Here is a 12,014-nt window from a genome sequence, read left to right on the forward strand (position 1 = left end):
AAATGCCGTGCCCCGAATTGTGATGTTTATTTATACCCAGTAGGGGCACGGCGTCCCATAAATTTTGATTTCTAGCATAAATTATAAAATGCCGTGCCCCGAATTGTGATGTTTATTTATACCCAGTAGGGGCACGGCGTCCCATAAATTTTGATTTCTAGCATAAATTATAAAATGCCGTGCCCCGAATTGTGATGTTTATTTATACCCAGTAGGGGCACGGCGTCCCATAAATTTTGATTTCTAGCATAAATTATAAAATGCCGTGCCCCTACTCCCTGACTTCCACACTTCTATAACCCAGCGGATCTTTTAACCCCAATTCGGCAAAAGCTGCCAAACGCAACTGACAAGAATCGCAAACACCACAAGCAATTTCTTCACCCGCATAGCATGACCAGGTTTTTTCCCAAGGCACGCCTAAATTATTTCCCAATTGAATAATTTCGGTTTTTTTCAGGTTAATTAAAGGCGTCAAAATCTTTATCGGTTCGCCTTCGCGACCTTGTTTTGTTCCCAATCGAAATACTTCTTGCATCGCCTGGATATAATCGGGACGGCAATCTGGATAACCGGAATAATCTAAAGCATTGACGCCAATATAAACCAGTTGGGCATTAATTGCTTCCCCATACGCTAGCGCAAAACTCAAAAATATGGTATTGCGTGCTGGTACGTAGGTGACGGGGATATTTTGAGACATTTCAGCCAAAGAGCGATCGCAAGGCAACTCAATTGTCGTATCCGTCAGCGCCGAACCGCCCCACAAGCGCAAATCAAAGCTAATGACCTGATGTTCTTTTACACCCGCAACCTTAGCGATCGCTGCCGCCGCATCCAACTCCCGTCGATGCCGTTGCTGGTAATCAAACGAAAGCGCGTAACAATCAACACCATCCGCTAGAGCTTGATACAGCACCGTAGACGAATCTAAACCACCAGATAGCAAAATTACCCCTTTCACGACCTTTCCCCCACCCTACAACGATTTTGGATTTTGGCTCGTTCCCTAGCTCCTGCCTGGGAACGCGGATTTTGAATCGGAAATTCTCCTTTGCCTCCCCTACTGACTCAAAAGGGGCGGGTTTAGTTAAATTGTCTGTTTTTCCGCAATATTGTTGGTAAAACCCACCCCTAAATTGCTCACCCGCTCACCTGCTCACCCGCTCACCTGCTCACCGGCCGTCGTGCTCCTCTGCTCACCTGCTTTTGGTTTCCTTACTACAAAAAGGCTTTCCGATCAATACCCCTATGTGTAGGAACTTGAACAACGCTTAGAAATTCTTAATCATATAGAGCCACTATGTTACCATCTGGATGGTTTTTGATGGCTGGACGGGGCGATCGCATTCGTACAGAATCATTTGAGCTTAAACGCGCTCACTTATCGGTACGAACGCAGCGTCCCTACAGGATCTGACCCAGTGTGGTGGAGGAGCATATAAGAGTGCAAAACGGAATATCTGTCAAATTTGCCAACGGTTATCTGCACAGAAATCAGCCAGAACCGTTGCGTATCGGAGTGATTGGAGTCGGCTACATGGGACAGCATCACGCCCGTGTTCTCAGCTTACTCAAGGATGTTGAACTCGTCGGTGTTGCAGACATCAATGTAGAACGCGGTTTGGATATTGCCAGTAAATACCGCGTTCGCTTTTTTGAGGATTATCGCGACCTACTCCCCCATGTGGATGCGGTTTGCATCGCGGTTCCCACAAAGCTGCATCATAGCGTTGGGTTAACCTGTCTCCAAGCTGGCGTTCATACTTTGATAGAAAAACCCATTGCCGCCAGCATCGCCGAGGCTGAATCTTTGGTGAATGCAGCAGCGGAATACAAATGCATTTTACAAGTAGGTCACATCGAACGCTTCAATCCTGCTTTTCAGGAGTTTAGCAAAGTTCTAAAAACAGAAAAACTGCTGGCATTGGAAGCGCACCGCATGAGTCCCTATACTCCTCGCGCCAACGATGTGTCGGTTGTCTTGGATTTAATGATCCACGATATTGACCTATTCCTGGAATTAGCAGCAGCACCCGTGGTTAAATTAACCGCCAGCGGTAGTTGTGCCGGAGATTCTGGGTATCTAGATTTCGTCACCGCTACGTTAGGTTTTGCCAACGGTATCGTGGCAAACTTAACCGCGAGTAAGGTTTCTCATCTAAAAACCCGCCGCATTGCGGCGCATTGTAAGAACTCGCTGACGGAAGCAGATTTTCTCAAAAATGAAATCCTGATTCACCGCCAAACAACTGCTAATTACATGACCGAGTACGGTCAAGTGCTATATCGTCAGGATGGTCTGATTGAGAAAGTCTACACCAGCAACATCGAGCCGCTCAATGCAGAATTAGAGCATTTTGTCAACTGCGTGCGGGGCGGCAATCAACCATCGGTTGGCGGCGAACAGGCGCTGAAAGCCTTGCGCTTGGCGAGTTTAATCGAGCAAATGGCGCTTGATGGCAAAGTCTGGCAGCAGCGAGACTTGGAATGCATCAATCCACAAGCCGTCAAGGTGTAAGGAATTTCAGATTGCAGATTTTAGATTGCAGATTGGAAATGAAATCTATTTTCAGATTGCAGATTGAGGAATTAATCTAACATCTAAAATCTGAAATCTAAAATCTATCAGATTGCAGATTGAGGAATTAATCTGCCATCTAAAATCTGCCATCTAAAATCTGAAATATAAAATGGCTTTGCTGATGGCTTTGCTAACAAGTTGATTGCCTTGAGGACTGAGGTGAATGTGGTCGCGGTATAAGGTTTCTGGCTGTTGGATTGAGTTGAAAACAGGGAGAAAATCGATGTATTTTAGTTGTTGAGACTCGGTAAACTCAGCGATTCGAGATCTGGCTTTGATTTCGTAATCGCGCGGGCCAGGTTTGCCAATTTCCCTCAGTAAGGGAGTCATTACTAGGAGAAAATGGCTGTTGGTAGAAGTTGCCATTGCCTGAATTTTCCCAATCGCCTCCAAATTGCGCCCGACCCGATCGCCTCCTTCCGCATTCACCTGCGCCAACTCCGGGATCGTCTGTTCTGGCAACAAATAGCGACCGATCGCTTCTACAATTGCTAAAGGCGGTTTGCGATCTGGGTAATTGCGATCGCGTCCCACCACCACCGAACTCGGCGTCGTCGCAAACAAATCATCTGTATTAATTATCAACACGACAACTTGAGCATCAAACGTCCCAAACCTCTGTAAATAAGCTAATTCATTTCTTGGCCCCCAAGAATTAGCCGAAGCATTGAGAACTTCCACATGGGAATTTTGGATTTTGAATTTCCCCCTTGTTAAGGCGGGGCGGGGGGGGATCGGATTTTGGCTTGATGCAAAATTCTCCCCGTCTCCCCGTCCCCCCGTCTCCCCGTCTGGTTCTCTCAACTGCTGCGCCAGCATTTCTGAAATAATATTTGTCTGATCCGTCCACCAGCCCCCATTAGCGATAGAATCTCCCAAGACCAGTACCCGGAATGTGTCGGGCGATCTTTCTTTCGTAACAGCACCACTCCGCATCGAATACTCGTTAATCTCGATGCGATTTCCAAACCGACGAGTCCGCTGATTTGGCGCTAATAAATAACCAATTTTCTCATCTGCAATGTAAGTCAGCGGATTACCAAAGCCAAACAGTAACCTGAGACTTACTTCCACTATCACAAATAACGCTACGATAGCGGCTAAAACAAGCAGCGTCACTTTCACCGGCAATTTCCTCATATAAACAAGGGCGTTGCTAATGGCTAATTGCTAATTGCTAATATAAGATTTTTACTCACATTAGCCATTAGCCATTAGCCATTAGCTTCTATTCCTGGAATAACTAGCAACTTGAGCTAATAGCTGGTTTTTACCAATCTCTATTAAACCTGCAAGCCGCCGTCATCTGCCAGTGGGTATAAGGCTTACTCTCATGTTTTATACAAAAATTTATATTTAGCCGGATCTAACTCGAACAGAAAAATTACAGAATTTTTTTATTGGACGATTGATACTAACCTCGCTAACCTAGAATTAGATACCCTTGAATCGTAATCTTTGCAGTAAAGAGCAACAAGAGATGAGCGACTTAAACCGTGGCATCATGAAATTTGATGGGGCTGATAGCCCAGCAGCGATCGCTGTTTCGGCAATCGTAATCTTGGGAGGAATCGGCGTCCTCCTGTGGTGGGCGTTTCACTCAGCTTACGCGATTGGCTAATTGCCAAAATCTAGCATTCCGCGCCAAAGAAACCCGGTTTTGCCAAAAAACCGGGTTTCTGGCATAAGACGTGATCTGGTGGATACAAATTTGACAGATTTGCCGCTATCGATGGGTTATGCTTGCCGAGTCCAAGATTAAGCTTATTTTTGCCTTAAGCTAGTAAAGCCCCTACAGAGATAGCGTTAATCTCTAGGGAATAAGCGATATTCACGCAATTTGAACCACCACAAAATCAAAGCAGCAGCATGGTAGCACTTACACCCAATCCCAGTTATAGCGTCACAATTCGCGTCCAGTTGCCCAACCGCGCGGGGATGTTGGCAAGCGTAACGGGTGCGATCGCATCCGTTGGCGGTAACCTAGATCAGATAAATTTAATCGAACGCACGCACCAAATCACCATTCGGGAAATTAGCGTTGATGCCTCGAGTACCGAACATGCAGAAAAAATAGTACAAGCGGTCAAATCCCTCCCTGATATTACCATCCTGGAAGTCTTCGACCGCACGTTCAACCTGCACCGAGGCGGTAAAATCAGCATTCAGGGGAAAATGCCGCTTAGGAGTGTCAGCGACTTGGCGATGGCATATACCCCAGGCGTCGGCAGGATATGTACTGCGATCGCCCAAGACCCAGAACAAGTTTACAGCCTCACGATCAAACAAAACACCGTCGCCGTAGTCACCGATGGCAGCGCCGTATTAGGATTGGGAAATCTCGGTCCCGCTGGTGCATTACCAGTGATGGAAGGCAAAGCCATGCTATTTAAAGAATTTGCCGGAATCGACGCATTTCCTATTTGTTTAGCCACCCAAGATCCAGACGAAATCGTTCGCACCGTCAAAAATATCGCCCCCGTTTTCGGCGGCATTAACTTAGAAGATATCGCCGCACCCCGCTGTTTTGAAATAGAAGAAAGACTGCGGAGAGAATTAGATATCCCAGTGTTTCACGACGACCAACACGGCACGGCTATCGTCACCTTAGCAGCGTTAATAAACGCCCTCAAACTCATCAATAAATCCATGTCCAAAATCCGCATCGTAATTAACGGTGCGGGTGCAGCTGGCGTCGCAGTCGCCCGCCTATTACGCAAAGCTGGCGCCGAAAATATTTGGATGTGCGATACCAAAGGAATTCTTTCCCTCAGTCGCACCGATTTAACCGACCAAAAACGCGAATTTGCCGTCAAAGCACAGGGTTCCCTTGCCGGTGCTTTACAAGGTGCGGATGTATTTATCGGACTCAGCGCCCCCGGAGTTTTGACACCGGAAATTGTGCGGTCAATGGCGAAAGATCCGATCGTTTTTGCCATGGCAAATCCCATCCCAGAAATCCAACCCGAATTAGTCAAAGACGATGTAGCGGTAATGGCAACAGGACGCAGCGATTATCCGAATCAAATTAATAACGTTTTAGCATTTCCAGGCGTATTTCGCGGTGCATTAGATTGTCGTGCCAGTGCGATTACGACTACCATGTACTTGGAAGCAGCATATGCGATCGCATCCCTAGTCAATCCCTCAGACTTAAAGCCGGATTTTATCATCCCCTCCGTCTTTGACAAGCGAGTTTCCATTGCTGTCGCCGCCGCAGTTCAACAAGCAGCGCGTACTGAAGGAATTGCCCGCAGTTAACTAGGGGCACGGCATTCTACAACTTGGTATAAGTCAAAAATTATTCAACGCCGTGCCCCTACTGGAAACATTACCTTGAAATAAATTTAATGCTGTAGGGACACGGCATTTGACAACCTTTTGGTACAATGCAAAAATTATTGCAAGCCTTGTCCCTACAACTGACTGAAAATCCAAGCACTCGGCGGTAAAATGCTGTTAAAGATTGCCAGATACTTTCAATTTGAGGAAAATCAGACCAACTTTCGCACCGAAGTGTTGGCAGGCGTCACCACATTTATGACAATGGCGTATATTCTGGCAGTCAATCCCTTAATTTTATCCAACGCCATTTTTCTGCAACAGCCCAACGATTTATTTCAAGAATTAGTCATTGCGACGGCGATATCGTCTGCGATCGCCACCGTTATGATGGGGCTAACAGCCAATTATCCCTTTGCCCTCGCCCCAGGGATGGGATTAAATGCCTTTTTCGCCTTTTCCGTCGTCAAAGGACTCGGTATCAACTGGCGAGTTGCTTTAACCGCCGTCTTAATTGAAGGGATAATATTTATTGGCCTCACATTGGGCAATATTCGCGCTTTAATTGTCAAAACTATTCCCTCATGCCTTAAACAAGCCACAGCGGCAGGAATTGGCTTATTTATTGCTTATATTGGACTTTCCGGCGATCCGGCTACCGGCGGCGCGGGTATAATTGTGGCGAATCCTGCAACGAAAACGGCTTTGAGTCATTTTAACCAAGCGCCGACGTTGATAGCGATCGCAGGTTTTCTCATCACCGCCGCATTCATCGCCCGACGCATCAAAGGCGCATTACTGTGGGGAATATTAGCCACCGCCGTCTTAGGATGGATACTCAACATCGCCCCCCCGCCTAAAGCAATTATCGCCTTACCCCAATGGCCTGTAGATTTACTCGGACAAGCCGTTGTAGGGCTTTCCCAGGTCGGTCAAACCAATTTTTGGGATTTTTTAGCCGTTACATTTGTCTTCCTCTTCGTCAACCTTTTCGACACGGTTGGTACGCTAGCAGGCGTCGGTATTCAAGCCGGATATATTAACGAAGAAGGCGAACTTCCCAACGCCAATCAAGCATTAATGGCAGGCGCCGTAGGAACAACCGTAGGCGCAATAATGGGAACCTCCACCGTCACCACTTATATCGAATCTGCGGCGGGAGTTTCCGAAGGAGGAAGGACAGGATTTACTAGCATTATTGTAGCAATTTTATTTACCCTCTCTATCTTTTTTATTCCCCTAATTTCTGCGTTTCCAGCCTTTGCCACCGCCCCCGCTTTAATCATCGTTGGGGTATTGATGGCAGGTAACGTACGCACAATTAATTGGGACGATACAGCCGAATCGATTCCCTCATTTTTAACTATTCTGATTATGCCTTTAAGTAATTCAATCGCAGAAGGTTTGGCAGTCGGGTTTATTACCTATCCTTTAATTAAAACCTTTCAAGGCAAAGCCCATGAAACAACACCCGCCTTGTGGATATTAGCAGGTATATTTGTGTTGCGATTTGTTTTGATGGCAATTAAACCCGGTACTTAATTAGACGCTGCTGTTGCTTATAATAAAAGATATGCTCCTTAAAAACCCTCTATACATTACAGATTACGGTGCTGCTTATGTAGGAGACTCGCTGGAACTTTTAGACCAAATTGAAGCTAATTCTATTGACTTGGTGATGACATCACCTCCATTTGCACTGCAACGCGAGAAAACCTATGGTAATGTTGACCAACAAGCTTATGTAGACTGGCTATTTGCATTTTGCGAGAAAGTTTATCGCATTTTATCACCTACGGGCAGTTTTGTCCTAGACTTAGGAGGAGCATATCAAAGTAAGCGTCCTGTACGTTCTCTACACAACTACCAAATTCTAATCAAGCTTTGCGATGAGTTAGATTTCCGTTTAGCCGAGGAGTTTTTTTGGTACAACCCCTCTAAACTACCCTCCCCAATTGAATGGGTGAATAAGCGTAAAATTCGGGCTAAAGATTCGGTAAACACAATTTGGTGGTTATCTAAAACCGACTTTCCTAAAGCTGACGTGAGTAAGGTTTTAGTACCTTATTCAGAAAGAATGAAAAAACTTCATGCTGACCCTGAGAAATATTACAAACCCAAACCACGTCCTTCAGGACACGAAATAGGAACAAAATTTGCCACTGACAACGGCGGTGCAATCCCTTCTAACTTATTGCAAATTCCAAATACTGAAAGTAATTCGCGCTACATTCAACTTTGTAAAACAGTAGGATTGCCAGCACATCCTGCCCGGTTTCCTCAAAAACTTCCAGCTTTCTTTATTAATTTTTTGACCGAATCAGGCGATACAGTTTTAGATATATTTGCCGGTTCTAACACGACTGGTGCTGCTGCTGAAACTGCGGGACGGAAATGGATTGCTTTCGAGCAAAATCGGGATTATCTTGCAGCTTCGGCATTTCGGTTTCTCGATATGAGTTACAGCAACGAAGAAATATTAAAAGTGTTTAATCAGCTTATAAATGGTAAAGAAACTAACTTACAGTCTAAGGTTTTAGCCTAAACTATGTGCGTATTTGGTAGAACATCACGATAACAGTGTGGCAATCCATATCGCAGCATAATTCAAATATTCGCTCGGCTTTGATTTATAGCCTAGCTCGCCTCTATTTTAACTTTAGTTTCTGTCTGAGAACCATCATCATTATCTTTAATAAAACCGTGATACAATGGTGTCATCACTCCATCTTCCCGCCCTAATCTGATTATTTCCCATAGAGGCGGGTTTGTACTCACTTGAACTTCCAGTATCATTTCCCAGTAGGGAGCTGCTCCCATATCAGTTCGTTCAATCGCTCGATTTCTGCCATGATTCCAGTATCTTTCAACAATAGAACGCTTGGCTTTTAGTATCTGATCAATCAGAATAATTTTAGTGGTAATGACTCGCTCGTTCTCTACATCCAGATACTCAATAGCATGATTATATCTAGGCAAAGAATCCAAGTCAACTTTTTCATCTGGTTCTAAATCAAAATACTCATCAGGCGTCAATTCTAAAAAAATCCAATCCCTACTATCTATTAACTGATAGTAAATTTCTATCTTGACGTTAGATGTATTATTCATTTATTCTTTCCTCTTTTACCTAAATCGCGACCTTCAAAAGCTTTCATGATTTGCCTGTAAGTTTTTGAGGAGATTTCTCCATTATTTATCATTTCCTCTAATTGAGTGGGTGTTTGTTTCAGCAAAAAGTTAATATCAATACCTTTCAAGTTTGGATTTTTCCTTAAATCCCTTAGTTGTCCTAAACCAGCTAATTGACTCTCAATTGGAACATCAGGTTCAATACTCACAACTCCTCATACATTTGGCTTGATTGAAAATTATATCAATTCTGGATAGGTAATACCAAATCTGAGTTAGCTACCCCCTTTATCTTCTTCCTCTTCTCTTTGCGATCTTCGTGTCTTTGCGGTTCCATAAAAAACGGGTTATTAAAGCGGATTTGGTATGATATACCAACTGTCCATTCAACTGGTTTAGACACCGATATACTCTATTTGTTTGCAATATTTTCTAATGATTGCCTCTGCTTTTGATCGCCCTTCACCTGTGAATAAATTGAAAACAACCTCCTCATCTTTAGAGAAAAGATGCAATAAGCCAAACTCTTTCAATCGCGAATAAATCAAGGGAACTCTGGCAAGATTGAGTAAGGTTGCTTTTTTTCTGTCACGCTCTTTTGCTTCTGTAGAGTCGTGATACGAAGACTGAAAATATACAACCAGACAAGGTTTATAGTCAGAGTCCGTGATTAGAGCATCTACACTGGATCTAAAGAAAAACTTTCTTAATTCCTTGTCAAGGTAACTATCTATTTCACAAAGAGCTAAGCTAACCTGAGTGGGAATTTTATAACTTTCATCGACACAGGTTCGCAGAAATTCCAGCATTCTTTCTTCCTATGGGTTTACCAGTCTTTTTGCTTTGATAGACATTACTCTTCCTCAATTAAAATTTTTGCAAATTTAGGAATAAACTCTTCCAAAACCTCTCTTGAATTGAGACAAACTTGCAAAGTATAGGGGAAAAGTTTATCTTGTCTTGCTTCCAGGCAGCAGTCGCTTTTACTTAAACGGGCAATGTAATCTTCATAGTCCTTATAGTAGGCATTAGTCTCATCCTTTTTCCTATGCCCCATGACGTAAGCTACTGCTAACTCTGGATATAGAAATGAAAAAATAAAATCACCTGATGGGCTAGGGAAATCCTGCTTCTTGCTTCCAAAACTGTTTTTATATTCATTGCTTATATTTAAAAAAGTATCTATTTGACTGGGGCGCACCCAAAATGACCTTGTTTCATCAATATGTCGTCCTAGCCTTAGTAAATAGGGATCGATAACAGGCAAGGTTATAGAAACAAACAAACTTTCTTTCCTCTGCGATAAAACAAGTTGATAACTTCTAGATACTTGTCCATATTTCTTAAATCTGTAGCCTATATACTGAGATGTTCGCTTCTCCTCATACTTTTCGTAGAAACCCATTTGATCCAGCAAATTGGTAGCCAAAGACAGCAAATCTTCGCCGCCTTGAATCACTTGAATATTGGTTGAAACCAGGCGAGGAACGCCGTTTTCTACCTCAAAACGCTGGATGACATCGTAGATTATTTTGGACATTGGCTAATTCCCAAAAACCTTGGCTAAGATTCATGGGAATAGCATAACCCTTGTTTATGGCTTTGCCAAGAGTCTTAGCTAAGATTTTTAGATTTTGTGATGACGCCGCTAATTGCCCAAACGACTGAAGTCGCGGCTATACAGACAAAGCCTGCCTACGCAGGCTAAAGAGTCCGCGCAGGCGGACGCAAGTTTGTGTAGCCCCAGCCTTCAGGCTGCGGGCGCTGCGGGCGCTGCGGGTGCTGCGGGTGTGGTAACCCCAACAGCGGCGTTAAGCCCTCAGATAGAAGCCCTGACAAGCAAAAAATTGTAACAATAGCGGCAAATACAGCATTTATGTGGTAAAAAATGAGCTTTGGTATCTTTGACATATTCTGGATAATTCTACTTTTGTCCTCATTTCAGCCCGCATTGCAACGCCGGATGATGGAAATGCGCCGCGTCCAAGCATTGCGGCAATTTGAGCAAGGACGCAACACCCGCGTCATTTTGCTGATTCATAGACAAGAGTCGATTAGTTTTTTGGGCATTCCGCTTTCGCGCTACATCACCATCGAAGACTCGGAACAAGTCTTGCGCGCCATTCGCCTGACGCCGCCAGATACACCAATCGACTTAATTTTGCATACCCCTGGCGGCTTAGTCCTCGCAACCGAACAAATAGCTAGAGCTTTAATTCGCCATCCAGCCAAAGTTACCGTATTTGTTCCCCACTACGCCATGAGCGGCGGCACCATGCTAGCCTTAGCAGCAGATGAAATCGTCATGGACGCCAACGCTGTTTTAGGACCAGTCGATCCGCAATTAGGTAACTTCCCCGCTGCCAGTATCCTGAAAGTAGTCCAAGACAAACCGATTAGCGAAGTAGACGACGAAACGCTAATCATGGCAGACTTATCGCGCAAAGCGATTAACCAAGTGCAGCGGTTTGTCCGTACTCTGCTTAAAGACGAAGTTCCCCAACCAAAAATAGCGCCAGAAAATATAGAAAAAATCGTGGACACCCTGACGACGGGACAAGTTACCCACGACTATCCCATCACAGTAGAAGAAGCGACGGAACTCGGTTTACCCATTACGGCAGGGTTACCAACCTCGATTTATAACCTGATGGAATTGTACCCGCAACCCCAAGGCGGGCGTCCTTCCGTTCAGTATATTCCCATGCCCTACCAACCCCGCCCAGTTTTACCCGAACCCAAAGGCAGACCAATACCTGAAAACGCTCGCAACTAGCTCAATCCCTCCCCGACGCGGGGAGAAACTTAAAAAGCGCCCCTTCCCTCGCTCTATAGGCGTTTTCCATCCCGTCAACGATCCTGGTAGGGAACATCAATAGACTTTGCCCCTAACTCGAAGGTTTTAGGACGCCGTGCCCCAAAAACCAAGGGCATCAATAGACTTTGCCTTTAACTCGAAGGTTTTAGGACGCTTTTTAAGCGCCCCTTCCCTCGCTCTATAGGCGTTTTCAATGGG

Annotated in this window: 12 protein-coding genes; 6 read left to right on the plus strand and 6 right to left on the minus strand. The window is 44.7% G+C overall.

Features of this window, described 5'->3' with window-relative positions; all coding sequences use genetic code 11:
* Positions 1-271 precede the first annotated feature (271 nt).
* Positions 272-964, minus strand: a complete 693-nt coding sequence (gene queC / locus MiSe_RS43520) for a 7-cyano-7-deazaguanine synthase QueC (RefSeq protein WP_226592606.1) — start codon at positions 962-964, stop codon at positions 272-274.
* A 483-nt stretch (positions 965-1,447) separates the two neighbouring features.
* On the opposite strand from queC, the gene MiSe_RS43525 reads away from it, so the two are divergent.
* Positions 1,448-2,521 carry a Gfo/Idh/MocA family protein gene (locus tag MiSe_RS43525; protein WP_373873019.1) on the plus strand — a complete coding sequence of 358 codons (1,074 nt, stop codon included), beginning with the start codon at positions 1,448-1,450 and terminating at the stop codon, positions 2,519-2,521.
* 153 nt (positions 2,522-2,674) lie between these two features.
* Here MiSe_RS43525 and MiSe_RS43530 read toward each other — a convergent pair whose 3' ends face one another.
* On the minus strand, positions 2,675-3,724 hold the full coding sequence (locus tag MiSe_RS43530; RefSeq protein WP_444980625.1) for an SGNH/GDSL hydrolase family protein: 1,050 nt from the start codon (positions 3,722-3,724) through the stop codon (positions 2,675-2,677).
* 340 nt (positions 3,725-4,064) lie between these two features.
* On the opposite strand from MiSe_RS43530, the gene MiSe_RS43535 reads away from it, so the two are divergent.
* From MiSe_RS43535 to MiSe_RS43550, 4 genes are all read left to right on the plus strand, one after another.
* Positions 4,065-4,205 carry a variable surface family protein gene (locus tag MiSe_RS43535; protein ID WP_226592608.1) on the plus strand — a complete coding sequence of 47 codons (141 nt, stop codon included), beginning with the start codon at positions 4,065-4,067 and terminating at the stop codon, positions 4,203-4,205.
* Between the two features lie 248 nt (positions 4,206-4,453).
* Positions 4,454-5,845, plus strand: a complete 1,392-nt coding sequence (locus tag MiSe_RS43540) for an NAD-dependent malic enzyme (protein WP_226592610.1) — start codon at positions 4,454-4,456, stop codon at positions 5,843-5,845.
* A 192-nt stretch (positions 5,846-6,037) separates the two neighbouring features.
* The gene (locus tag MiSe_RS43545; RefSeq protein ID WP_226592612.1) at positions 6,038-7,408 is read left to right on the plus strand and encodes an NCS2 family permease; all 1,371 of its coding nucleotides are present in this window, start codon (positions 6,038-6,040) and stop codon (positions 7,406-7,408) included.
* A 31-nt stretch (positions 7,409-7,439) separates the two neighbouring features.
* Positions 7,440-8,411, plus strand: a complete 972-nt coding sequence (locus MiSe_RS43550) for a DNA-methyltransferase (protein WP_226592614.1) — start codon at positions 7,440-7,442, stop codon at positions 8,409-8,411.
* A gap of 92 nt (positions 8,412-8,503) precedes the next feature.
* Here MiSe_RS43550 and MiSe_RS43555 read toward each other — a convergent pair whose 3' ends face one another.
* The 4 genes from MiSe_RS43555 to MiSe_RS43570 form a co-directional block, all read right to left on the minus strand.
* Entirely contained in the window at positions 8,504-8,977 is a 474-nt protein-coding gene (locus MiSe_RS43555) for a hypothetical protein (RefSeq protein WP_226592616.1), read from the minus strand.
* The gene (locus MiSe_RS43560; RefSeq protein WP_226592619.1) at positions 8,974-9,207 is read right to left on the minus strand and encodes a hypothetical protein; all 234 of its coding nucleotides are present in this window, start codon (positions 9,205-9,207) and stop codon (positions 8,974-8,976) included. The genes MiSe_RS43555 and MiSe_RS43560 overlap by 4 nt, the downstream gene beginning before the upstream one ends.
* A gap of 186 nt (positions 9,208-9,393) precedes the next feature.
* Positions 9,394-9,807: a DUF2726 domain-containing protein gene (locus tag MiSe_RS43565; protein ID WP_226592621.1), complete on the minus strand. Its 414-nt coding sequence runs from the start codon at positions 9,805-9,807 to the stop codon at positions 9,394-9,396.
* 44 nt (positions 9,808-9,851) lie between these two features.
* The gene (locus tag MiSe_RS43570) at positions 9,852-10,538 is read right to left on the minus strand and encodes a hypothetical protein (RefSeq protein ID WP_226592623.1); all 687 of its coding nucleotides are present in this window, start codon (positions 10,536-10,538) and stop codon (positions 9,852-9,854) included.
* A 348-nt stretch (positions 10,539-10,886) separates the two neighbouring features.
* Here MiSe_RS43570 and MiSe_RS43575 point away from each other — a divergent pair, with 348 nt between their 5' ends.
* A complete protein-coding gene (locus MiSe_RS43575) occupies positions 10,887-11,774 on the plus strand; it encodes an SDH family Clp fold serine proteinase (RefSeq protein ID WP_226592625.1) in 888 nt (295 codons plus the stop codon).
* Positions 11,775-12,014: the final 240 nt, after the last annotated feature.

Origin of the sequence: Microseira wollei NIES-4236 (assembly GCF_020521235.1) — a bacterium.
In the GTDB taxonomy this organism is placed as follows: domain Bacteria; phylum Cyanobacteriota; class Cyanobacteriia; order Cyanobacteriales; family Aerosakkonemataceae; genus Microseira; species Microseira wollei.

What these genes read in the sequence shown, in the direction of transcription:
- MiSe_RS43535 (WP_226592608.1), top strand. Translation starts at nt 4,065, where the DNA reads ATGAGCGACTTAAACCGTGGCATCATGAAATTTGATGGGGCTGATAGC.
- MiSe_RS43570 (WP_226592623.1), bottom strand. Translation starts at nt 10,538, where the DNA reads ATGTCCAAAATAATCTACGATGTCATCCAGCGTTTTGAGGTAGAAAAC.
- MiSe_RS43550 (WP_226592614.1), top strand. Translation starts at nt 7,440, where the DNA reads ATGCTCCTTAAAAACCCTCTATACATTACAGATTACGGTGCTGCTTAT.
- MiSe_RS43530 (WP_444980625.1), bottom strand. Translation starts at nt 3,724, where the DNA reads ATGAGGAAATTGCCGGTGAAAGTGACGCTGCTTGTTTTAGCCGCTATC.
- MiSe_RS43565 (WP_226592621.1), bottom strand. Translation starts at nt 9,807, where the DNA reads ATGCTGGAATTTCTGCGAACCTGTGTCGATGAAAGTTATAAAATTCCC.
- MiSe_RS43555 (WP_226592616.1), bottom strand. Translation starts at nt 8,977, where the DNA reads ATGAATAATACATCTAACGTCAAGATAGAAATTTACTATCAGTTAATA.
- MiSe_RS43545 (WP_226592612.1), top strand. Translation starts at nt 6,038, where the DNA reads ATGCTGTTAAAGATTGCCAGATACTTTCAATTTGAGGAAAATCAGACC.
- MiSe_RS43575 (WP_226592625.1), top strand. Translation starts at nt 10,887, where the DNA reads ATGAGCTTTGGTATCTTTGACATATTCTGGATAATTCTACTTTTGTCC.
- MiSe_RS43540 (WP_226592610.1), top strand. Translation starts at nt 4,454, where the DNA reads ATGGTAGCACTTACACCCAATCCCAGTTATAGCGTCACAATTCGCGTC.